This is a genomic window from Actinomadura craniellae (assembly GCF_003289645.1).
GTDB lineage: Bacteria > Actinomycetota > Actinomycetes > Streptosporangiales > Streptosporangiaceae > Actinomadura_D > Actinomadura_D craniellae.
Genome location: NZ_QLYX01000018.1, coordinates 79,469 through 99,864, shown reverse-complemented (window position 1 = coordinate 99,864; position 20,396 = coordinate 79,469). Strand labels below are relative to the sequence as shown.

Sequence of the window (20,396 nt, the reverse complement as noted above, 5' to 3'; positions counted from 1 at the left end):
GGCTCAGTCCCCTTTCTGCGCGGCCGGTACCTTCGCGGGCGGATCTCCGGCCTCCCCGGCCTCCCCGGTATCGGGCGTGCCCGGCGGACCGGACCCGGTGGGGGGTGTCTCGACCTCGCGGATGCGGCGGGTCTGGCGGCGGCGCAGCGACACCGTGTAGACGCCGGCGGCGACGATCAGGACGACGCCCTCGACCAGCCCCTGCCAGTTCGCGCCCAGGTTGAGGATGTTGAACCCGTTCTTCAGGGTGACCAGGATCAGCGCGCCGACCAGCGACTTGGCGACGCTGCCCAGCCCGCCGAACAGCGAGGTCCCGCCGAGGATGGCGGCGGCGAGCGCGGTGAGCTCGAACCCCGACAGCCCGGTCGGGTTGATCGAGCCGAGCCGGGCGGCGTAGAGCACCCCGATGAACGCGGCGGCCGTCCCGTTGAGCACGAACGCCACCACCCGGTACCGGTCGACCGCGATGCCCGACAGCCGGGCGGCCTCGGCGTTGCCGCCGCTGGCGTACAGCCGCCGCCCGATCGTGGTGTAGCGCAGCACCCAGGCCGCCACGGCGGCCAGCACCAGCAGGTAGAGGGTGCGCTGGGTGATCCGGATCGTGAAGATCAGCGCGGGGGAGGCGGCGACCAGTGCGACCCCGGCCACCAGCGGCACCAGCGCCCGCGGCGCCCGCCACCGCCGGGTCCGGGCCGCCCGCCAGATGCCGGCGGCCAGCAGGACCAGCCCGGCCAGCAGGTACAGGTTCGGGGTGACCCAGGCGCCGCCGTCGATGGCGCGCAGCCCCTCGCGGGCCGCGCCGTCCGGGGCGGTGACCGTGCGGCCGTCGGTGACGATCAGCACGATCCCGCGCACGGCGGTCATGGTCCCGAGTGTGACGATGAAGGCGTTGATGCCGACGTACTGCACCACCACCCCGTTGAACAGCCCGACGAGGGCCCCGGTGGCCAGCGCGAGGGCCAGCGCGGGCCAGAACCCGATCGAGTCGGACAGGCTCAGGCACACCGCGGCGCCGAGGGCGGCGACGGCGCCGACCGACAGGTCGAAGTTGCCGCTGATGAGGACGATCGTGGTGGTGATCGCCAGGATGCCGATCAGGGTGCTCTGGTCAAGGATGTTGGCGACGTTCGTCGGCCCCAGGTAGGACACCCGGCCCTGGGCCTGGCTGGCGATGGCCAGGACCGTGACGAGCAGGGCGAAGGCGTAGACGACGCCGGCGTTGCCGAGCCGCAGCGCGGCCGGGAGCCGCCACCGTCCGGGGGTGGCCTCAGCGCTCATGGGACATCTCTTCCTCGTTCGGGTCGGACGGCTCGGGTGCCTGCTCGGGCCCGGACGGTTCCGTCCACAGCCCGTGGGCCAGCATGAGCAGTTCCTCTTCTGTGGTCCGCGGCGCCTGCCGCTCGGCGACGATCCGGCCGCCGCGCACGACCAGCACGCGGGTGGCGGCCGACAGCAGTTCCTCGAATTCGCCGCACACGATGACGACGGCCTTGCCCTGGGCGGCGAACTGCCTGATCAGCCGCAGCAGGTCGGCCTTGGCGCCGACGTCCACGCCGGCGGTGGGTTCGTCGAGCAGCCACACGTGGGTGTCGGCGTACATCCACTTGGCGAACACGACCTTCTGGGCGTTGCCGCCCGACAGCTCGCCGGGCACCGCCTCCACGCCGGGCGTCACGATGCCCAGGTCGGCGACCGCCCGCCCGGCCAGCGCCCGCTCGTCGGCGGTGCGCGGCACCAGCCGGCCCCGCGACAGCCGGGCCAGGTCGGGCAGGCTGACGTTCTGCCAGATCGGCAGGCCGCCGTGCAGCCCCTGGCCGGCACGGTCCTCGGGGACGTAGGCGACGCCCGCCGCCACGGCGGCCCGCGCGGACCGGCCCACCTCGGCGCCGTTCACCCGGACGGTGCCCGCGGCGGACGGGTCGTCGCCGAAGACGGCGCGCAGGATCTCCGACCGGCCCGAGCCGAGCAGCCCGGCGATGCCGAGGATCTCGCCGGCGCGGACCTGGAAGGAGACGTCGCGCAGCCCCACCGCCGAGGACAGGTCGGCGACGTCCAGCACCACCGGCGCGCCGGGGTCCGGCCCGGCGGTGTCCGCGCGTTCGACGGCCAGCAGTTCGCGGCCGGTGACGGCGCGGACGAGCATGCCTTCGGTGACCGTTTCGGTGGCCTCGTCGAGCACGGTGGTGCCGTCCCGGACGACCGTCACCCGGTCGGTCAGCTCGAAGATCTCGTCGAAGAAGTGGGAGATGTACAGGAACGCGGTGCCCTGCGCCGACAGCCGGCGGACGGCGTCGAACACCACCCGCCGCTCCTGCTCCGACAGCGAGGCGGTCGGCTCGTCCATGATCACCAGCTGGGCGCCGGCCGCCAGCGCCTGGAGCACGGCGACCATCTGCCGGGAGCCGATGGGCAGGTCGGCCACCACCGCGTCCGGGTCGATGCGGTAGCCGAGCCGGTCGACGAGCGCGGCGAACTCCGCCCGCAGCGCCGCGGTCATCCGCCACGCCCCGCGCCGGTCCAGGAAGACGTTTTCGATCACGGTCAGCGTGGGCACCAGCGGGACGTGCTGGTGGATGGTCGCGATCCCGGCCTGGCGCGCCGCGCCGGGATCGCGCCAGCGCCGGTCCTGACCGGTCCAGCGCAGGACGCCGCCGGTCGGCTGGTGGGCCCCTGAAATGATCTTCACCAGGGTGGACTTGCCCGCCCCGTTGGCGCCCACCAGCCCGTGCACGCTGCCCGGCCGCACCGCGAGGGAGACGCCGCGCAGCGCCTGCGTCCCGTTCGGGAACGTTTTGGTCACACCGTCGAGGAGCAGGAGGGGGTCGTCGCTCATCGGTTCCTCCTTCGCATGTTGTACGGCCGGGTGCGTCACCATTGCGGCTGGCAGTCGCCGATGTTGTCCTTGGTGATCGCGGGGGTGTCGTAGGTGACGAACTGGGCGTTGTACTTCTTGGTGCCGGTCAGCTGCTCGTGGAGCACCTGCACGGCGCGCTTGCCGAGGTCCTCGGGCTTGAAGCAGACGGTCCCGTACAGCTCGCCGGCCTTGACCGCGTCGACGCCGAGCTTGGAGCCGCCGATCCCGATGACCAGGGCCTTGGAGTTCGCCGCCTTGACGGCCTTGGCGCAGCCCACGCCCATGTCGTCGCTCTCCGCGTAGAAGAGCTTGATGCCCGGGTTGGCGGCCAGCATGTTCTGGCAGGCGGACTGGGCCTTGTCCGGCACCCAGTCGCCCGGCTGCCGGGTCACCACGTCGAACTTGATGCCGGCCGCCTTGGCCGGGGCCAGGAAGTCGCGGAACCGCAGTTCGACCTCGGCGAACCCGGCGGCGCCCTCCACGACCGCGATCGGGCCGCCGCCGGGCAGGGCCTTGACCGCCATCTCCCCGGCCTTGCGGCCGGCGCCGTACTCGTCCTGGGTGGCCAGTGCGACCAGGCCCGGGTAGACGTCCTCCAGCTTGCGCGTCTTGGGGTCGCCGACCTGCGAGGCGACCGCCACCGTGGGGATGCCGGCGGTCTTGAGCTGGTCGGCCATGCCGGTGGCCACGCCCGAGTCGACCGGGAGCAGCAGCACGCCGTCGGGGCGCTGGCCGATCAGGTCCTGGACGTCGCTGGTCTGCTTCTCGGCCTTGCCCTGCGCGTCCACCTCGGTCACCTTGATGCCGAGCCGGGCGGCCTCGGCCTTGATGCCCTTGCTGATCGCGGCGGGGAAGGGGAAGCTCATCCCCAGGGTGGACACCCCGATCGTGAGGTTCTTCTTGTCCGCGGCGGGGGGCGTGCTGCCCTGCCCGGCCTCGCCGCACCCGGCCGCCAGGGTGACCGCCGCCAGCGCCGTCGCGATGACCTTCTTACGTGCCATGCGGCACCTCCGTTCTAACGATTGACCAAATCGGCCGGACCCGCTCAGTGGGCGGTTCCGGAAATCCGTCCTGCGATCTGCGCGGCGATCGACGCCGCCCCGGGCAGCAGCCCGCCGACCAGCGCCGGCGCCGCGGGAATCCGCACGTCGGGGGCGCCGACGCGCAGCGGCGCGGCGTCCAGGGACACCCCGGACTCCGCCACCCGGGCGACGACCTCGGCACCGAAGCCGCCGGTGACGTTCGCCTCGTGCACCACGGCCAGCCGCCGGGTGCGCGCCACACTGGCCAGCACCGCGTCCATGTCGACCGGGTTGAGCCAGGTCAGCTCGATCACCTCGGCGTCGATCCCGCCGGCGGCCAGGGACTCGGCCGCCGCGAGCACCTCGCCGGTCACCTTGCCCCAGCTCACCACCGTGACGTCCCGGCCGGGACGGCGCAGCTGCGACCAGCCCATCGGCCGCGCCGCCCCGCCCAGCTCCACCTCGGCCTTGTCACCGAAGTACAGCGTGCGGTTCTCCACGACGATCACCGGGTCGGGGGAGTGCACCGCACTGACCAGCGCGTCGTAGGCGTCCTGCGCGGTCCGCGGCATGACCAGCCGCAGCCCGGGGACGTGCAGGAACAGCGCCTCCAGCGACTGGGAGTGCTGCGCGCACGCGCCCGGCGCGGTGCCCTGCTGGGTGCGCACCACGATCGGGGCGGGCGCCGTGCCGCGCGAGACGTACCGCGCGTTCGCCGCCTGGTTGACCAGCTGGTCCAGCGCGACCAGGGAGAAGTCCGCCCACATGATCTCGACGATCGGCCGGGCGCCCATCAGCGCCGCGCCGACCGCGCTGCCGAGGATCGCGGCCTCGCTGATCGGGGTGTCGAACACCCGGTCGCCGAACCGGCGGCGCAGGCCGCGGGTGACACCGAAGACACCGCCGGGCTTGGCGACGTCCTCGCCGTACAGCAGGGTCTCGGGCAGCTCGGCCAGCAGCCGGACGAGCGCCGCGTTGACGGCCTCGCCGTACTTGAGCTTGCGGGTCTCGGCCACCGGCGGTTGCGGGGCGGGCCTGGTGGTGAGCTCAGGCATAGACGTGGTCCTTCGCAGTGTCGGGGTCGGCCAGGGGCGCGGCCAGCGCGGCCGCCGCGGCGTGTTCCATCTCGGTGTGGGCGCGGGCCCGCGCGTCCTCGATCTCGGCGGCCGGGACGCCCGCCGCCGCCAGCTCCCGGGTCAGCCGGGCGATCGGCTCGTCCTCGTGGGCCCGGTCCAGCTCGCCCGGCCGGCGGTACTGCTCGACGTCCCCGATGTAGTGGCCGACCAGCCGCTGCGTCATCAGCTCCAGCAGGGTGGGGCCGCCACCCGTCCGGGCCCGCTCCGCGGCCGCGCGCACGGCCGCCCGCACCGCGGCCGGGTCGTTGCCGTCCACCCGCTCGCCGGCCATGCCGTAGCCGGCCGCGCGCTTCCACAGCTCCGGCTCACCGACCATCTCGTCGATGGCGGTCAGCTCCGACCAGTAGTTGTTCTCGCAGACGAACACGACCGGCAGGCGGAACGCGGCGGCCATGTTGAGCGCCTCGTGCGACGCGCCCTGGTTGAGCGCCCCGTCCCCGAAGACCGTCAGCGCGATCCGGCCGCTGCCGTCGAACCGCCCGGCCAGCGCGGCGCCCACCGCGATCGGCAGCCCGGCCCCGACGATCGAGTTCTCGCCATGGAAGCCGTGCTCGGGCGCGGTGAAGTAGGCCGAGCCGCCCCGGCCGCCGTTGACGCCCGTGGCGCGCCCGGCGAACTCGGCGATCATGGCCTCGGCCGGCACGCCGCGCGCCAGCGCCCAGCCGTGCCCCCGGTAGGTGGCGAACAGCGCGTCGTCGGCGCCCAGCTCCGAGCAGGCGCCGACCGGGCCCGCCTCCTGGCCGATGCACAGGTGCACCGACCCCACGATCGGGCCGTTACCGCCGTCGGCCAGCCGCAGCTCCCGCACCTTCTCCTCCAGCGCGCGGATGCGCCACATGGCGTGCAGGTCGGCCAGCCTCTCCTGGACCTCCATCAAGCCCCTCCTCCGTTGCGTACCGTCTTCCACTCCCGTAGCGCGGCGGACGCCACCGCCGCCGCCTCGCCGAGATAGCCCGACGGGTCCAGCGGGCCGATCTCCGCGCGCAGCTCGGCGGGCAGCTCCGCGGTGCACGTGCTGACCAGGTCCGCCCCCTCGGCCCGGGCCCGCACCGCGGCGGCGTACACCAGGTCGTGGGCCCGCTCCCGGCCGAGCGCCGGGGCCAGCCGCATCATCAGCGCCTCGCTCATCAGCAGGCCGCCGTCCAGCCGCAGGTTGGCGCGCATCCGCTCCGGGAACACCCGCAGCGACCCCGCCGTCCCGGCCGCCAGCCGCACGGCCGCGGCGGTGTACTCGGCCACCTGCGGGACGGCCAGCCACTCGATCTGCCACTCGCCCGCGCTGCGCTCGTGCCCGGCCTCCATCGCCCGGGCCAGCAGCCCGGCCATCCCCGATGCCGCGACCCCGTAGCCGATCACGGACTCCGAGGAGATCGGGTTGGCCTTCTGCGGCATCGTGGAGGACGCGCCGCGGTGGTGTCCGCCCTGCTCGGCGACCTCCCCGATCTCCGTCCGGGACAGGTCCACCACCTCCCGCGCGAACCGTACGCAGGTGGCGGCCAGCAGCGAGCACGCCTGCCCGAACCGGGCCACCCGGTCGCGCGCCACGTGCCAGGGCACCTCGGTGTCGGCCAGGTCCAGCCGCCGGGCCAGCTCCGCCCGCACCCGGGCCGCGTTCTCGCCCATGGCCGCGTTGGTGCCGCCCGCGCCGAACAGCGACACCACTCCCACGGCCGGCCGTATCCGGCGCAGCTCGGCCACCTCCCGGGAGACCTCGCCCAGGAACACCGCCATCTTCGCGCCGAACGTCGTCGGGACGGCCTGCTGCGCGTGCGTCCGCGCGGCCACCACCAGCCCGGCGCCGGCCTCGGTCAGCGCGGCCAGCCCGTCCCCGAACTCCAGCGCCAGCTCGATCAGCCGGTCGCAGGACCGGACGAGCTGCAGGGCCAGGGCGGTGTCCATGATGTCCTGGGTGGTGGCGCCGTAGTGCACCCGCCCGTCCGGGCCCGGCGGCAGGTGCCCGGCGATCTGCCGGACCAGCGGCAGGATCGGGTACCCGACCGTGCGGGCGCCCTCCCACAGCCGGTCCAGGTCGATCAGCTCCGGGCGGCAGGCCGCCGCGATGGCCTCGGCGTCCTCCCGCGCCAGCAGGCCCACCTCCGCCTGCGCCCGCGCCAGCGCCGACTCCACCCGCAGCCAGTCGGCCACGGTGGCCTGCGGTGACCAGATCTCCAGCATCGGCTCGTCGTGGTACAGCGCCGACAGCAGCCGGAACGCCTGCCCCATCAGTCCATCTCCAGTCCGCCGTCGACGTTGACCGCCTGGCCGGTCACGTACGAGGCCAGGTCGCTGAGCAGGAACGCCACCACCGTGGCCAGTTCTCCGGGCCGCCCGTCCCGCTTCAGGGCGCTGGCCGCGGTCACCTCCGACAGGTACTGCCGGCCCGCGCCGGGCCCGAACCCGCGCTCGCGGTCGGCGATGATCCCCTCCCACATCGGCGTCATGAACACCCCCGGGCACACCGCGTTGACGCGGATCGCCGGGCCGTAGGCCAGCGCCGCCGACTTGGTGAGTGACAGCAGTGCCGCCTTGGACGCGGCGTAGTGCGCGGCGTTCGGCCGGCCCGACCGGGCGGCCACCGACGCCAGGGTGACGATCGACCCGCCGTCCATCAGCTCGGCGGCCCGCTGGGTGACGTGGAAGACCGAGGTCAGGTTGAGGTCGATCACCCGCCGCCACTCCTCGGCCGCGAGTTCCGCCAGCGGCTTGGTCTGCATGACGCCCGCGCAGTTGACCAGCCCGTCCAGGCCGCCGAGCGCCGCGGCCGCCCGTTCCGGCAGCTCGCGGGCCTGCGCGGGGTCGGTGAGGTCGGCTGCCAGCGCCACCGCGCCGAGCCCGGCCACCCCGTCCTCGTGCAGGTCGGCCGCCGCCACCTGGGCGCCGCATCCGGTGAGGCACTCGGCGATCGCGCGCCCCAGGCCCCCGGCGGCCCCCGTCACCAGGATCCGGCGCTCAGTGAGTGCCAGCTCCACGGCCACCTCCCGTTCAATCGTTTGACTGAGCCAGCAACGTAACGGACGAAACAGACTCGACACAAGACCTGAACAACGCCGAATCCGTTGTCATCGCTGGTGGGCCACGAACCGTCCGCAGGGAACCGGGTGTGCCCGCGCCCGTCGAGCGGCGCGTCGGCGAGCCCGGCCGCACGGCGGCCGGCGGCTGCGAGAGGGGAACCCGCCCGCGGCCCATGCCCGGTCCGGGTCGCGACTCCATGGCGGGTCGGTGTCCGGATGGTCCGGAACATCGCGCTGCTGTGGGTCCGTGGGCCCTTCCCCTGGATGATCCGGATCGGCACCATTGCCAGGGGGCGTGTCGGCCCCGGCGGGGCACCGATCCGCCCCCGTTCCGGACGAGTATCAGGATGGACGCCTTGCGCTACACGAAGACGGCCGTGGTGGCCGTGTCGATCCTCGCGACGGCGGCGGGCTGCGCCTCCGAGCAGACCGCGCTGCGGCAGATCCGGCCGAACGCCGTCGTCTACATCGACGGCTGGAACCAGAAGGGCGACGAGGGCGACCGGGCCCTGATCGAGCGGAAGCCCTCCGGCATGTGGGTCATCCCCGTCAACGCGCCCTTCCGCGGCCGCCGCGTCGGCGAGTTCACCGTCCGCGTCACCCTGGACCCCCGGCGCGGCTTCGTCGTCACGGACCTGGGCGGCACGCGGGTGGGTCGGGACCACGACGACTGCCTGGAGACGGGCGAGATCTACGCCTTCCTCGACGTCCCCGGGAACACCCTGAACTGGGAGCCGGACGCCGCCGACACCGGTGTGGCCAACGACGACTGCGTGGTCGCCCCCGCCGGGTGAGCCGTGCCGCGCACCCCGGCGGGGTGCGCGGCGCTCTCATGGGCGGACGGGAGCAGCCCGCCTCCTCAACGGGGCGGCTCCGGTGCCGCCGCAGGCCGGCGACGACGCGGCGTTCGTGTTCATCGTCCAGGACCTCCTCAACGGGGGCGGCTCCGGTGCCGCCGCAGGGCCAGGACGCCCATGGCGACGTACCAGGCGTGGACCTCCAGCACGCCGAGGCGCTGGACGAGCCCGGCGACACCGTGTTCGGCGCCGTCGGCGGTGGGCTGGAACGTCGCGAAGAACGCGATGAGCAGGGCCAGGGTGAGCGGCCCGCCGAGCATCAGCCAGGTGCCGAACCGCCGCCAGCCCGGGACGGTGCGGAAGTAGCGGCCGGCGACCGGGAAGCCGACGACCGGGGTGCCGAGGGCCAGGAGGAATCCCAGCATGTGCGGCATGACCGCCTCGAGGTCGAAGACGCCGCACACGATCTGACCGGCGCCGGTGGCGGCGAGCAGCACCAGGGCCGTGCGGCGCAGGGCGGACGGTTCCCGGTCGCCCGTGGCGCGGAACACGCCGACCACGCCGGCGATCAGGAGGAGCCCGGTGGCGACGAACGCGGTGTTCATGTATCCGGCGGTGGCGCCCATGCCGAGCCCGCTGATCGGCTGGCTGACCGGCGAGTAGTCGGTGAACGTGTGGTCGAAGAGGGTGTAGCCGGTGCTGGTGAAGCCGAGCACCAGCCACCCGGCGGTGAACAGCACGGGGCCGGCCACGGCTCCGAGGGCGAGCCGGCGGCCGGCGGAGGCGGATCCGCCGGCGGGCACGGTGCGCGATGCCGAGTCGATAGTCATACTTTGACTATACATATCATGACTAAAATCTCGTCAATGGCTAAGCTGGGCCGATGCCCGCCCCGCGCCGCTCCGTGCTCGCCGTCGCCGTGCTGTCGATGCTCGCCGAGGAGCCCATGCACGCGTACCGGATGCAGCAACTGATCAAGGAGCGGCACAAGGACGACGTGGTGAACGTCAGCCAGCGCAACAGCGTCTACCAGACCGTCCAGCGACTCGTGCGCGACGGCCTCGCCGAGGTGGCGGCGACCGAACGGGCCGACAACCGCCCGGAACGCACCAGCTACCGGATCACCGCGGCCGGCCGGGCGACGCTGGCCGGGTGGCTGCGCACCATGCTCTCCACCCCCGCGCCGGAGTACACCGAGTTCCCGGCCGCGCTGGCGTTCCTGCCCAACCTCGCCCCCGCGGACGCGGCCGCGGCACTGACCGCCCGGATCACCCGGCTCGAAGCCCGGGCGGCGGCACTCGACGCGGAGATCGCCCAGGTCGGCAGCTTCCTGCCCCGGCTGTTCGCGATCGAGTCCGAGTACCAGCGGCAGGTGATAGCGGCGGAACTCGCCTACGTCCGGGACCTCGTGGCGGACCTGCGCACCGGAGAGATCACCTGGCCGTCCGGCGGCTGACCGCCGACCGCGCGGGGTGGCGGAAGACCTGGCTGCTGTGCCATTCGATGTGCCGCCGTTCGACCCCCGGAGTTCCCGTCTGCGGCGCGCGCGCCGGCCGCCCGGTGAGGTCGAGGACCAGCATGCGCGAGGTGCCGGCGCGCCCGACGTACTTGCGGGACACCGTGACCGTGCGGTCGGGGCTCAGGCCGAGCACGCCGCGGTCGAAGAGGCGGTGGTGCAGGGCGCACAGGCACAGCCCGTTGCCGAGTTCGTCCGGGCCGCCGTAGGTGCGCCACCGGACGTGGGCGGCGTCCAGGCCCACACCGACCCCGTCCAGCCAGCCCTCGTAGCCGCAGAACGCGCAGGAGTACTCGTACGCCTCCAGCACCTCGATCCGGAAGGCGGGGTCGCGGCGCCCGACCTGCTCGCGGACCTGGCCGGGGAGTTCGGCGTCCTCCAGATCCAGGCCCACCTGCTGGCAGATGTCGGCGTGCAGCGACGGCGCGAAGCCGGCCTCCAGGAGCGCCCGGGCGAGCTGCGGGAGCAACCCCGGCTGCTCGGCGAGCGCCGCCGCGAGGTCGGGATGCAGCCGGCCGCTCGCCTGCTCCGCCCGGAGCCGCCCGACCTCCGGTCCTGGGCTACCCGGCCCGCCGGCGGTTTCCACCAGCCAGAGCCCGTCGTCGTTGGTCAGGTGATGGAACGGGTAGCCGGGGCTGGTGGCCCGGGGCGGCCCGAACTCGCGCAGCAGGCGCCGCAGATCCTCCTCCGCCGCCGAGAACCCGATCGGCCGGGCGCCCTCGGCCTGGAACCGGCCGAGCGCGTAGAGCAGGAGCAACGGCTTGTGCGGGGCGCGCTCCCCGTTCCGGGAGTGCCGACGGACCTTCAGGACCCGCTCGACCCAGTCCATGCCGGGCAGCCTAGCCCGGAGCCCGAGCCAAAATCATGTTGTTATCAGGTTGAGAATGACTATACTTCCCCTTTATCGTCCTCATGACGACAAAAGGGAGGATTCATGGCGGACATCCAGCGGCGGCCACTGCTCCGGCACCTGCGCGGCGCGCCCACCACCTACGTGCGGCACCTGCGGCGCGGGAAGCCGGCCCACGAGGGCGTGGGGGTGTCCTTCTGGTTCCGGCCGCTGTCAGCGGTGATCAGCGAGGTGCCGGTGGACGACCGGGAGCTGCCGATGCTCTTCCACGCCCGCACGGCCGACTACCAGGACATCAGCGTGCAGGCCACGGTGACCTACCGGATCGAGGAACCGGCGCTGGCGGCCCGCCGGCTGGACTTCGCGATCAGCCCGGACACCGGTGCCTGGCGGTCGGCGCCGCTCGACCAGGTCGCGACCATGCTCACCGAGAGCGCCCAGCAGCACGCCCTCACCCTGGCCGCCGGCATGACGCTGCGCGAGGCGATCACCGCTGGACCGGTCGCGCTCCGGGACGCGGTGACCGCAGGGCTGGCCGGGGACTCCCGGCTCACCGACACCGGCATCACGATCGTCGGGGTGCGGGTCGTCGCCGTCCGGCCCGAGTCCGAGGTGGAACGCGCCCTGCAGACCCCCGCCCGCGAGGAGGTCCAGCAGGAGGCCGACCGGGCGACCTACGAGCGGCGCGCCGTCGCGGTCGAACGGGAACGCGCCATCGCCGAGAACGAGATGCAGAACCAGATCGAGCTGGCGCTCCGCGAGGAGCAACTGGTTGCGCGGCGCGGGCAGAACGAGCGCCGCCGCGCCGAGGAGGCCGCGGCCGCCGCCTGGGTCGCGGCGGAGGCGAAGGCGGAACGGGAACGGCTGAACGCCACCACCCAGGCCGAGAACCGCCGGGCACTGGGCGCCGCCGAGGCCGAGGCCAACACCGCGCACCTGGCCGTCTACCGGGACATGGACCCGGCGATCCTGCTGGCACTGGCCGCCCAGGCACTGGCCGAACACCTGCCGGAGATCGGCCAGCTCAACCTCACCCCCGACCTGCTGACCACCGCCCTGGCCCGGCTGGGATCGCCCCGGGACGAAGCATGACGCTCGCACCGCGCGCGGTGGTCGTGCACCGCCGCACCGAGTACGAGGACCTGCTGGCCAGGCACGGCAGCCGCGGCCAGGCGGAGTTCTTCCTCCGCTCCCGCGGCCGGGACATCACCGCGGTGGCCGCCGCGCACGCCACGGCCACCGCGGCGCTGGCCGGGGTGGCGGCGGCGATCCCGGTGTCCTGGCGGCGCGGCCTGGTGGAACGCGCCGACCTGGACCGGTTCCTGTTCGCCCCCGACGACATCGTGGTGGTCGTCGGGCAGGACGGTCTGGTCGCCAACACCGCCAAGTACCTGGACGGCCAGCCGGTCATCGGCCTCGACCCCGAGCCCGACCGCAACCCGGGCGTGCTGGTCCCGCACCCCGTCGAGGCGTGCGCCGACCTGCTGCGGGACGTGGCCGCCGGTACCGGCAGGACCGAGCAGCGCGCCATGGTGCGGGCGGTCACCGACGACGGGAACGAGCTGACCGCGCTGAACGAGGTGTTCGTCGGCCACCCCACCCACCAGTCCGCGCGCTACCGGCTCACCTGTGGGGACGATCCGGCGGAGCGGCAGTCGTCGTCGGGTGTCCTGGTCGCGACCGGCACCGGCGCCACCGGCTGGTGCCGGTCGGTCTGGCTGGAACGCCACAGCGAACTGCGCCTGCCCGCGTCCACCGAGCCGTCGCTGGCCTGGTTCGTGCGCGAGGCCTGGCCGTCCCCGGCGACCGGCACGTCCCGCACGGAGGGCCGGCTGGAGCAGGGCGAAACCCTCGACCTGGTCTCCGAGACCGACGGCCTGGTGGCTTTCGGCGACGGCATCGAGTCCGACCGCCTCGCCCTGTCCTGGGGCCAGCGGATCGGCATCAGCCTCGCCCCCGGCCGCCTGTCCCTGGTCCGCTGATCCGGCACCAGGCCGGGTAGGCGGAGCGGGTGACGAGCACGGCGACGCCCGGCTGTCGTTCTCCCACCGCGCAGGCGGACATCCGGCCTCTGCCGCACAACTTTCTGCTGATACAACTTCTGGAGAGAAATCCATCGATGATTTGAGTTGTGTCCTGGAGAATCAGTTTTATGGTCACGGGTCCGGCCGTGTAGCCGTAAAACCAATTAAGGGGCTCCGCATATTGCCGCTCTGTTCAATTTTACGCTGAGGTGTGTTCGATTGTTGCGGCAGGGTATCGGCCAGGTATGGCTGAGGAATTCGATTACCTTGACTTGCGTGCCAGCCGTGCGGCGGCTGAGGCGACCGTCCGTAAGTCCTGGCTTGCCGCTGCCGGTCTCGGGGGCGTCGTCGGGGCGACTCCGGCCTCGTTCGTCGACGTTGCCGCCGTGGCGCCCATACAGATCGTTATGATCAACGCCATTTCGGCTCATTACAACCTCCCGCAGTGTGAGCGGCAGGCCACCTTCTCCCTATCCACGATCATCGCGGCGGGTACGGCGGCCGGTAGCCGCGTGGTCGTGCGGTCGGCGACGAAGGCGGTGAAGAAGCGCGCACTGAAGATGATCGCGGCTCGTGCCGCCCGGCTCGTTCCCCTGGTGGGGCCGGCCGTGGGCGGGGTGATCTCGGCTTCGACCGCGGCCTCCACGACGTATGCGCTCGGCAAGGCGTGGATCCAGGTATGCGAGTACGTATCCCGGAACGACCTCAAGAAGCTGGACGAATTCCTTGAGTCCAAGGAAGGGCAGATGGTGCTGACCTTCCTTGCGCAGGTCGGACTCGGAGCTCTGCTGGCCATCTACAAGGCGGGATTCGACCTTGAGGACGAGAAGGCCGCCGAGTTCGAGGACGCCTTCGACGGTGCGCCCGTCGAAGGCGTCGTCACGGACCCCGAGGTCATCAAGGAGATCATTCTCGAAAGAGACGAGGCCAGGAAGGCCGTCGCCCGGCTCACGAGCTTGGGCACAGAGGAAACTTATCTGCTGCGACTGCACCTCGACGTCAACGAGAAGGCTCTCGAGGACACGATCGAGATCTACCAGAAGTTGCTCAGCAAGCAGTTGCGCAAGGAACTCAAGGACGGTGCCGGCGACGTATCGATAAAAGTCATCGCCGGAGCGCTGAATCTGCCTGAGGAGTTCACCGAGACTGCAGAGTTCATGAGAATCATGCAGCTCATCTGGGGTACGGGAAAGCTGGCCTTCGGTGTGGACAAGGAAGGCTCGCGGGAAGCGCTCATGAAGATCTTCGAGGAGTGCAGGAAGATCCGTTGGGCGCAGATGTACACCCCGTACCAGGAGCAGTGACCCCTTCACCGGCCGCTTGCGGCCAGGGAAACGCCGGGGCCCTCTCGGCCGGGGGTCGTGCGTAGCATCGTGGCCATGGGGACACGGCATGCCGGGCGGCTCTCGTTGCGGCTCGACTCGATCTACTGCGCGGTGGCGGCGGTGTCACTGGCCCTGTTCGCGGGCCCGGTGTCGGAGTGGTTGGCCGTCGCGCCGGCAGTGCTCATCGCGGTCGCGGCCGGTGTCGGCGCCTGGGCGTTCGCGCTGCACCGCGTCGCCCGGCGTCCTCGGCTCCGCCCGTGGCTGGCGAGGGTGCTCGTCGCCAACGCCGTCGCGGCCACGCTGATCGCCGCGTTCGCGGCGGTCCGGCCGTGGGACGGTGCGTTCACCGTGCTCCTCGCCGCGGTGGCCGTCGAGGTCGCGGCGTTCGCGGTCAGCCAGGCCGTGGCCCTGCGCCGGGCGGCCCCTGGCACCTGAGGCGCGCCAACCGCGCTGAGGAGGTCGCCCGGGAGGCTCCGGGCTTCTCGGTCATGCGGCTGCGCCGGGGCCGGGGAGCAGGTCGACGTCGCCTGCGTGCATCGGCTCGCCGCAGTGGGCGCAGCGCAGGTCGACGCCGCTGATCTCGCCGCACGCGTGGTGGCGGTAGAGCACCGGCGGGCCGGCCTCGCCCGCGAGCCACCTGTCCCCCCAGCCGGCCATGACCATGAGCAGGTCGACCAGTTCGGTGCCTTTCTGTGTCAGGTGGTACTCGTACCGCGGTCGCCGGTCGTAGGGCTGGCGGTCGAGGACGCCCTGGTCGACGAGGTGGTTCAGCCGTTCGGTCAGGACCTTGCGGGAGATGCCGAGGTCGGCCTGGATCTGGTCGAACCGGTTGAGCCCGACCCACACGTCCCGCAGGACCAGCGGTGACCAGGGCTCCCCGATGACGTCGAGCGTGCGCGCGATCGAGCACGCCATCCCACTGAAGTTCGTGCGCTGCATGGAACCAGCCTAACAATCGGGGTTCCTTAACGGAACTCAACATGCTACGGTCACAGAGTCTCCTCAAGGAACCCAAGCTGGGAGCTGACCACGATGCTCGACCCCGACGTGCGCCGCGTACTCGACGGCACCCCGATCGCCCACCTCGCCAGCGTCCTGCCTGACGGCGCCCCCCACACCGTCCCCGTCTGGATCGGCACGCACGGCGACCACGTCGTGTTCCTCACCGGCCCGCACTCGCGCAAGGCCCGCAACCTGCGCCGCGACCCGCGGATCGCGCTCTCCCTGACCCCGGCCGACGACCCGCTCCAGCCGATCGTCATCCGCGGCCGCGTTGTCGAGTGGCTCGCCGGCGACGCCGCTTGGACGATCATCGACCGGCTGTCCACCAAGTACATCGACCAGCCGTACCCGCGAGACGAGGAACGCGTCGTCGCGGTCATCGAACCCGAACGCCAGACGGTCGGTGTCGGGTAAGCGGCGGCAGGACGGGCGGTGCGCGGCAATTCGATCATGTCGGCGGCGGCCGGGGGACAAGGGCGATCACGGGCGCCTCGGCGCCGGTACCGGGAGAGGGGCGGTCAGATCTGGGCCGCGCCGCCGTCGACGTAGAGGTTGGAGCCGGTCATGTACCCGCTTTCGGGGGTGGCGAGGAAGAGCGCGACGGAGGCGATGTCGTCGGGCTGGGCGATGCGGCCCAGCGGGACGCCGGCGCCGAGCGTGGTGAAGAACCCTTCGGCGTCGGCGGGGTCGGGGGCGGCCGCGGCCAGGGCCGGGGTGGCGACGCCGCCGGGCGAGATGGTGTTGACGCGGATGCCCCTGGTCTTCAGCTCGTTGGCCCAGGTGCGCCCCAGGGAACGGACCGCCGCCTTGGCGGCCGCGTAGACCCCGAGGTATTCGCTGCCGCGCTCGGCGCCGATCGAGGACATCAAGATGACCGAACCGCCATCGTTGAACAGCGGCAGCGCCTTCTGCACGGTGAACAGCGTTCCGGCGACGTTCGTGCCGAAGATGCCGTCGACGTACTCCGGTGTCGCGTCCTCCAGCCGGGACAGCCCGCCGCCGCCGGCGTTGGCCACCACCACGTCCACCCGCCGCCCATCCGCGGTGATCCGCGCGTACAGGGTGTCCAGCGCCAGCGGATCCGACACGTCCGCCTGCACGCCCGTGGCCGTGCCGATTAGTTCCACGGCCTCGTCCAGTTCGGCCTTGCGGCGGCCTGTCACGTAGACGTGGGCGCCTTCGGCGGCGAAGCGCCGGGCGATCGCCAGCCCGATACCCGAAGACCCGCCCGTGACGACGGCGGTCTTGCCGGACAGTTTCTGCATGAGCTCTCCAAAGCGGCTGTGACCTGCTGGTTCTCCAAAACGTACATCAATGTACGGATTTCTGCCAAGCTATCCTCCCTCCATGCCCATGGACACCGGGCGGGCTCCGCGCCGCGACGCCACCCGCAACCGCGAGAGGCTGCTCGACGCCGCCCGCAGGACCTTCGCGCAGCAAGGGCTCGACGTTCCGCTGGAAGAGGTCGCACGCGCGGCCGGAGTCAGCCGGACGACGCTCTACCGCAACTTCACCACCCGCGAGGAACTCGCGGCGGCGGTCTTCGAGGACAACGTCGCCCGGATCGAACGGCGCGCGGCAGAGCTGGCCGGCCACCCGGCGGCCGTGATCGAACTCTTCGACTTCGTGCTGGACCTACAGCTCGGCCACGGCGGCATCGCGCACATGCTTTCCCAGGCCGGAGTCCACTGGTTCACCGAACTCGCGGGGCGGACCGCCGCCGCTTTCATCCCCCTGCTGGACAGCGGCCGAAAGGCCGGAATCGTCCACCCGGACGTCTACGTCTGCGACATCATCCTCGCCTACCAGATGGCCGAGGGCGCCATGGACGACTTCGAGGGCGAACGACGGCGGGAGAGCCACGACCGGATACGTGCCATGCTCCACCGGTCCTTGTTCGTCAGCCGGTGAAAGGTTCGAGGCCGAAGCGGCCCCACGCGATGAAGGCCGCGACCGCGAGATAGGCGAAGTTCAGCAGGGCGAGCCTGAACTGGCCGAGGCGGCCATGGGTGATCATCGCGCCGACCATGAGCAGGACCCAGCAGAGGGCGGTCACCGGCACCATGACCGGTGCGATGCCGAGCGCGGCGGGCAGGATCAGGCCGGCCGCGGCCAGGAGCTCGAGGATTCCGAGGGTCTTGACGAAGCCGACGCCGGCCTGCCCGACCCACTCGCCGCCGCTGTGCGCGGCCAGTTTTTCCTTGGGGACGAAGGTTTTGCTGACGCCGCCGGCCAGGGCGACCGTGGCCAGCAGTCCGGCGGCGATCCACAGGGTGAGGTGCACGAGGTTCTCCTGCATTCTGACGGGGTGACCAGTCCGCATGAGATGCCGGCCGCCCGATCCCTGTGACAGCGCGGCCATGTGACGTGCGTCACCGGCTGCGGGTGTCACAGCAGGGTGGGGAGCGGCGTCCTGTGCGTGGAGCACGGTCGAGAACGAACGGGTGGGAGCCGGCCATGAGCGAGCGCAGCGAGCCGTCGACGGGCGAGACCGGCGGCCCCATGGACCCCGCCACCGAGGCGTTCGTCGCCCACCGCAACCTGCTGTTCACCGTCGCCTACGAGCTGCTCGGCTCGGCCGTCGACGCCGAAGACGTCCTCCAGGAGACCTGGTTGCGGTGGGCGGGCGTCGATCCGGGCACGGTGCGGGACCGGCGCGCGTACCTGGTGCGGATCGCCACCCGGCAGGCGCTGAGCCGGCTGCGCACGCTCGGCCGGCGCAGGGAGTCCTACCTCGGCTCCTGGCTGCCCGAACCGCTGCTGACCACACCCGACGTGGCCGAGGACGTCGAGCTGGCCGACAGCGTCTCGATGGCGATGCTGCTGGTTCTGGAGACGCTCACCCCGACCGAGCGGGCGGTGTTCGTGCTGCGCGAGGTGTTCGACCTCGGGTACGACGAGATCGCCGGAGCCGTCGGCAAGAACCCGGCCGCGGTCCGCCAGATCGCGCACCGGGCCCGGGCGCACGTCGCCGCGCGCCGGCCCCGCGACGTGGCCTCCCCGGCCGAGGTCCGCGGCGCGCTCCAGGCGTTCCAGCGGGCGATCGAGACCGGCGACCCGCAGAACCTGCTGGACGTCCTCGCGCCGGACGTCGTCCTGCTGAGCGACGGCGGCGGGCTCAGGCGGGCCGTGCCGCGGCCCGTCGTGGGGGCCGGCAAGGTGGCCCGCCTGCTGGCCGCCGGCTGGAACCGGGTCGGCGCCCGGACGTCGGTCGAACCGGCCCAGGTCAACGGGCGACCGGGGCTCGTCCTGCGGCTCGACGGGGAACTCGACGGCGTCGTGGCGGCACGGGTCGAGGACGGCCTGATCACCGGCCTCTACTTCGTGCACAACCCCGAGAAACTGTCCCGCGTGGAGCGGGAGACCGCGCTGACCCGCTGAGGCCGGAACGCCCGCGGCTCAGGGCGGGGCGGTGTAGGGGGTCAGGGCGCTGGTGTGCTCGTCGGCGGGGGCGGCGTCGCCGGTCGGCGGGAAGGCGCGCTGGGGGCAGGCGGGGCGGTCGCAGACCTTGCAGCCGAGGCCGATGGGGGTGGTGGCGGGCCGTTTGAGGTCGTGGCCGTCGGCGTAGACGAGGCGGTGCGCGTGGCGGAGTTCGCAGCCCAGGCCGATGGCGAAGGTCCGGCCGATCGCGCCGTGCCGCCGGGGCGGGTGGTGGACGGTGCGGGCGATCCAGAAGTAGCGGCGGCCGTCGGGCATCTCGGCGATCTGGGTGAGCAGCCTGCCGGGGGTGGTGAAGGCGTCGTAGACGTTCCACAGGGGGCAGGTGCCGCCGGCGCGGGTGAAGTGGAAGCCGGTGGCGGACTGGCGCTTGGAGATGTTGCCGGCGCGGTCGACGCGGACGAAGGAGAACGGGACGCCGCGGGCGCGGGGGCGCTGCAGGGTGGACAGCCGGTGGCAGACGGTCTCGAAGCCGACGCCGAAGAGGTCCGCCAGGCGGTCGATGTCGTAGCGGTGGTCCTCGGCGGCGGTCCGGAACGCGGTGTAGGGGAGGATCAGCGCCCCGGCGAAGTAGTTGGCCAGGCCGAGCCGGGTCAGGGCCCGGGACTGCGGGTCGGTGAGGCCGGCGGTGTCGACGAGCTCGGTCAGCAGGGCGTCGTGCTCCAGCAGGGCGAGCTGGGTGGCGAGCTGGAAGGCGCGCTGGGCGGGGAGCAGCCGCGGTGACAGGGAGAGGACCCTGGTCTCGGGGTCGTAGTGCCGCCGGACGGACTCCGCGGCGGCGACCCGGACGCCGTGGGCCGCCAGGCGGCGCAGCGTCAGCTCGGCCGGGTCGGTGCCGTCGGCCAGCGCCTCGGCGGCTCGGTCGAGCTGGGCGATGTGGTTGTTGCGGTCGTAGAAGAAGTCCCGGACCTGCTCGTAGGGGGCGGGGGCGCTCTGGTGGGCGCCGGCCAGGACGGCGGTGTGCTCGGTGGCGGCCCGGTAGCGGCGGTGCAGCGCGACGACGGCGCGGGCGACCTCGGGGCTGGCGGACACCAGGTCGGCGGCGGCGGTGGCCGGGACCCGCTCGCCGGCGAGCGCCTCGCGGACGTCGGCGATGAGGCGGGTGTCGTCCTGGGTGGAGAAGAACTCCGGGTCGACGCCGAACAGTTCGGTGAGGCGCAGCAGGACCGGGACGGTCAGCGGGCGCTGGTTGTGCTCGATCTGGTTGAGGTAGCTGGGGGAGATTTCCAGCAGCGCCGCCAGGTCGACCTGGCTGAGCCGCCGGTCGGACCGCAGGGTGCGCAGTCTCGGCCCCACGAAGACCTTCGCCATGCCGCCAGCGTATCCACGGCGTGCGAAAGCGGCCTTCGCAAAGTTCGCAAAAGATCCGGTGAATGTGGCAGAACTTCGCAGATTCCGGGTCTGGCAGGTGACCGGCCCGT

General features: G+C 72.5%; 22 protein-coding genes. 9 read left to right on the top strand and 13 right to left on the bottom strand.

The genetic code is table 11. The features are described 5' to 3' along the window. Positions 1-3: 3 nt before the first annotated feature. The 7 genes from DPM19_RS30045 to DPM19_RS30015 are packed head-to-tail and all read right to left on the bottom strand — an operon-like array spanning position 4 to position 7,981. Positions 4-1,278 (bottom strand): ABC transporter permease, encoded by a 1,275-nt coding sequence (locus DPM19_RS30045; RefSeq protein ID WP_111871446.1) that lies wholly within the window; start codon positions 1,276-1,278, stop codon positions 4-6. Next, the gene (locus DPM19_RS30040; RefSeq protein WP_111871445.1) at positions 1,268-2,833 is read right to left on the bottom strand and encodes a sugar ABC transporter ATP-binding protein; all 1,566 of its coding nucleotides are present in this window, start codon (positions 2,831-2,833) and stop codon (positions 1,268-1,270) included. Before DPM19_RS30040 ends, DPM19_RS30045 begins: the two co-directional genes overlap by 11 nt. A 35-nt stretch (positions 2,834-2,868) precedes the next feature. Further along, entirely contained in the window at positions 2,869-3,855 is a 987-nt protein-coding gene (locus DPM19_RS30035) for a sugar ABC transporter substrate-binding protein (protein WP_111871444.1), read from the bottom strand. Positions 3,856-3,899: 44 nt separating this feature from the next. After that, the gene (locus tag DPM19_RS30030) at positions 3,900-4,931 is read right to left on the bottom strand and encodes an alpha-ketoacid dehydrogenase subunit beta (protein ID WP_233510927.1); all 1,032 of its coding nucleotides are present in this window, start codon (positions 4,929-4,931) and stop codon (positions 3,900-3,902) included. Next, entirely contained in the window at positions 4,924-5,886 is a 963-nt protein-coding gene (locus tag DPM19_RS30025; RefSeq protein WP_111871443.1) for a thiamine pyrophosphate-dependent dehydrogenase E1 component subunit alpha, read from the bottom strand. Before DPM19_RS30025 ends, DPM19_RS30030 begins: the two co-directional genes overlap by 8 nt. Further along, entirely contained in the window at positions 5,886-7,235 is a 1,350-nt protein-coding gene (locus tag DPM19_RS30020; protein ID WP_199485359.1) for a class-II fumarase/aspartase family protein, read from the bottom strand. The genes DPM19_RS30025 and DPM19_RS30020 overlap by 1 nt, the downstream gene beginning before the upstream one ends. Then, positions 7,235-7,981 carry an SDR family NAD(P)-dependent oxidoreductase gene (locus DPM19_RS30015; RefSeq protein WP_158566940.1) on the bottom strand — a complete coding sequence of 249 codons (747 nt, stop codon included), beginning with the start codon at positions 7,979-7,981 and terminating at the stop codon, positions 7,235-7,237. Before DPM19_RS30015 ends, DPM19_RS30020 begins: the two co-directional genes overlap by 1 nt. Before the next feature lie 398 nt (positions 7,982-8,379). Between DPM19_RS30015 and DPM19_RS30010 the strand changes: the two genes are divergently transcribed. After that, positions 8,380-8,817, top strand: a complete 438-nt coding sequence (locus tag DPM19_RS30010; protein ID WP_146779046.1) for a hypothetical protein — start codon at positions 8,380-8,382, stop codon at positions 8,815-8,817. Positions 8,818-8,954: 137 nt separating this feature from the next. On the opposite strand, the gene DPM19_RS30005 is transcribed toward DPM19_RS30010, so the two are convergent. Next, positions 8,955-9,650 (bottom strand): DUF998 domain-containing protein, encoded by a 696-nt coding sequence (locus tag DPM19_RS30005; protein ID WP_111871440.1) that lies wholly within the window; start codon positions 9,648-9,650, stop codon positions 8,955-8,957. Positions 9,651-9,703: 53 nt separating this feature from the next. Between DPM19_RS30005 and DPM19_RS30000 the strand changes: the two genes are divergently transcribed. Beyond that, complete coding sequence (locus DPM19_RS30000) at positions 9,704-10,276, top strand: PadR family transcriptional regulator (protein ID WP_111871439.1); 573 nt, start codon at positions 9,704-9,706, stop codon at positions 10,274-10,276. On the opposite strand, the gene DPM19_RS29995 is transcribed toward DPM19_RS30000, so the two are convergent. Then, on the bottom strand, positions 10,254-11,165 hold the full coding sequence (locus tag DPM19_RS29995; RefSeq protein ID WP_111871438.1) for a phosphorothioated DNA-binding restriction endonuclease: 912 nt from the start codon (positions 11,163-11,165) through the stop codon (positions 10,254-10,256). The two genes, DPM19_RS30000 and DPM19_RS29995, sit on opposite strands and share 23 nt — an antisense overlap. A 105-nt stretch (positions 11,166-11,270) precedes the next feature. Between DPM19_RS29995 and DPM19_RS29990 the strand changes: the two genes are divergently transcribed. The 4 genes from DPM19_RS29990 to DPM19_RS29975 all read left to right on the top strand — a co-directional run bounded on the left by DPM19_RS29990 (position 11,271) and on the right by DPM19_RS29975 (position 14,970). Then, positions 11,271-12,278 (top strand): SPFH domain-containing protein, encoded by a 1,008-nt coding sequence (locus tag DPM19_RS29990; RefSeq protein ID WP_111871437.1) that lies wholly within the window; start codon positions 11,271-11,273, stop codon positions 12,276-12,278. Further along, entirely contained in the window at positions 12,275-13,168 is an 894-nt protein-coding gene (locus DPM19_RS29985) for an NAD(+)/NADH kinase (protein WP_111871436.1), read from the top strand. Before DPM19_RS29990 ends, DPM19_RS29985 begins: the two co-directional genes overlap by 4 nt. A gap of 287 nt (positions 13,169-13,455) precedes the next feature. Further along, the gene (locus DPM19_RS29980) at positions 13,456-14,514 is read left to right on the top strand and encodes a DUF697 domain-containing protein (protein WP_111871435.1); all 1,059 of its coding nucleotides are present in this window, start codon (positions 13,456-13,458) and stop codon (positions 14,512-14,514) included. Positions 14,515-14,589: 75 nt separating this feature from the next. After that, complete coding sequence (locus DPM19_RS29975; protein ID WP_146779045.1) at positions 14,590-14,970, top strand: hypothetical protein; 381 nt, start codon at positions 14,590-14,592, stop codon at positions 14,968-14,970. 51 nt (positions 14,971-15,021) lie between these two features. Here the strand turns inward: DPM19_RS29975 and DPM19_RS29970 are convergent, their stop codons facing one another. After that, positions 15,022-15,474 carry a winged helix-turn-helix transcriptional regulator gene (locus DPM19_RS29970; protein WP_111871433.1) on the bottom strand — a complete coding sequence of 151 codons (453 nt, stop codon included), beginning with the start codon at positions 15,472-15,474 and terminating at the stop codon, positions 15,022-15,024. A gap of 93 nt (positions 15,475-15,567) precedes the next feature. On the opposite strand from DPM19_RS29970, the gene DPM19_RS29965 reads away from it, so the two are divergent. Beyond that, positions 15,568-15,951 (top strand): TIGR03618 family F420-dependent PPOX class oxidoreductase, encoded by a 384-nt coding sequence (locus tag DPM19_RS29965; protein ID WP_111871432.1) that lies wholly within the window; start codon positions 15,568-15,570, stop codon positions 15,949-15,951. A gap of 104 nt (positions 15,952-16,055) precedes the next feature. Here DPM19_RS29965 and DPM19_RS29960 read toward each other — a convergent pair whose 3' ends face one another. Further along, positions 16,056-16,802 carry an SDR family NAD(P)-dependent oxidoreductase gene (locus DPM19_RS29960; RefSeq protein ID WP_111871431.1) on the bottom strand — a complete coding sequence of 249 codons (747 nt, stop codon included), beginning with the start codon at positions 16,800-16,802 and terminating at the stop codon, positions 16,056-16,058. Between the two features lie 82 nt (positions 16,803-16,884). Between DPM19_RS29960 and DPM19_RS29955 the strand changes: the two genes are divergently transcribed. Further along, entirely contained in the window at positions 16,885-17,448 is a 564-nt protein-coding gene (locus DPM19_RS29955; RefSeq protein WP_158566939.1) for a TetR/AcrR family transcriptional regulator, read from the top strand. Here DPM19_RS29955 and DPM19_RS29950 read toward each other — a convergent pair. Continuing rightward, the gene (locus DPM19_RS29950) at positions 17,438-17,821 is read right to left on the bottom strand and encodes a DoxX family protein (RefSeq protein ID WP_111871503.1); all 384 of its coding nucleotides are present in this window, start codon (positions 17,819-17,821) and stop codon (positions 17,438-17,440) included. The two genes, DPM19_RS29955 and DPM19_RS29950, sit on opposite strands and share 11 nt — an antisense overlap. Positions 17,822-17,994: 173 nt before the next feature. Between DPM19_RS29950 and DPM19_RS29945 the strand changes: the two genes are divergently transcribed. Further along, positions 17,995-18,918 (top strand): RNA polymerase sigma-70 factor, encoded by a 924-nt coding sequence (locus DPM19_RS29945; protein ID WP_111871429.1) that lies wholly within the window; start codon positions 17,995-17,997, stop codon positions 18,916-18,918. A gap of 18 nt (positions 18,919-18,936) precedes the next feature. Here DPM19_RS29945 and DPM19_RS36560 read toward each other — a convergent pair whose 3' ends face one another. Beyond that, positions 18,937-20,286 (bottom strand): short-chain fatty acyl-CoA regulator family protein, encoded by a 1,350-nt coding sequence (locus DPM19_RS36560; protein WP_111871428.1) that lies wholly within the window; start codon positions 20,284-20,286, stop codon positions 18,937-18,939. Positions 20,287-20,396 lie beyond the last annotated feature (110 nt).

Coding starts and splice junctions, on each gene's coding strand:
- DPM19_RS30045 (WP_111871446.1), bottom strand. CDS start 1,278: ATGAGCGCTGAGGCCACCCCCGGACGGTGGCGGCTCCCGGCCGCGCTG.
- DPM19_RS30040 (WP_111871445.1), bottom strand. CDS start 2,833: ATGAGCGACGACCCCCTCCTGCTCCTCGACGGTGTGACCAAAACGTTC.
- DPM19_RS30035 (WP_111871444.1), bottom strand. CDS start 3,855: ATGGCACGTAAGAAGGTCATCGCGACGGCGCTGGCGGCGGTCACCCTG.
- DPM19_RS30030 (WP_233510927.1), bottom strand. CDS start 4,931: ATGCCTGAGCTCACCACCAGGCCCGCCCCGCAACCGCCGGTGGCCGAG.
- DPM19_RS30025 (WP_111871443.1), bottom strand. CDS start 5,886: ATGGAGGTCCAGGAGAGGCTGGCCGACCTGCACGCCATGTGGCGCATC.
- DPM19_RS30020 (WP_199485359.1), bottom strand. CDS start 7,235: ATGGGGCAGGCGTTCCGGCTGCTGTCGGCGCTGTACCACGACGAGCCG.
- DPM19_RS30005 (WP_111871440.1), bottom strand. CDS start 9,650: ATGACTATCGACTCGGCATCGCGCACCGTGCCCGCCGGCGGATCCGCC.
- DPM19_RS30000 (WP_111871439.1), top strand. CDS start 9,704: ATGCCCGCCCCGCGCCGCTCCGTGCTCGCCGTCGCCGTGCTGTCGATG.
- DPM19_RS29995 (WP_111871438.1), bottom strand. CDS start 11,165: ATGGACTGGGTCGAGCGGGTCCTGAAGGTCCGTCGGCACTCCCGGAAC.
- DPM19_RS29990 (WP_111871437.1), top strand. CDS start 11,271: ATGGCGGACATCCAGCGGCGGCCACTGCTCCGGCACCTGCGCGGCGCG.
- DPM19_RS29985 (WP_111871436.1), top strand. CDS start 12,275: ATGACGCTCGCACCGCGCGCGGTGGTCGTGCACCGCCGCACCGAGTAC.
- DPM19_RS29980 (WP_111871435.1), top strand. CDS start 13,456: ATGGCTGAGGAATTCGATTACCTTGACTTGCGTGCCAGCCGTGCGGCG.
- DPM19_RS29975 (WP_146779045.1), top strand. CDS start 14,590: ATGGGGACACGGCATGCCGGGCGGCTCTCGTTGCGGCTCGACTCGATC.
- DPM19_RS29970 (WP_111871433.1), bottom strand. CDS start 15,474: ATGCAGCGCACGAACTTCAGTGGGATGGCGTGCTCGATCGCGCGCACG.
- DPM19_RS29965 (WP_111871432.1), top strand. CDS start 15,568: ATGCTCGACCCCGACGTGCGCCGCGTACTCGACGGCACCCCGATCGCC.
- DPM19_RS29960 (WP_111871431.1), bottom strand. CDS start 16,802: ATGCAGAAACTGTCCGGCAAGACCGCCGTCGTCACGGGCGGGTCTTCG.
- DPM19_RS29955 (WP_158566939.1), top strand. CDS start 16,885: ATGCCCATGGACACCGGGCGGGCTCCGCGCCGCGACGCCACCCGCAAC.
- DPM19_RS29945 (WP_111871429.1), top strand. CDS start 17,995: ATGAGCGAGCGCAGCGAGCCGTCGACGGGCGAGACCGGCGGCCCCATG.
- DPM19_RS36560 (WP_111871428.1), bottom strand. CDS start 20,286: ATGGCGAAGGTCTTCGTGGGGCCGAGACTGCGCACCCTGCGGTCCGAC.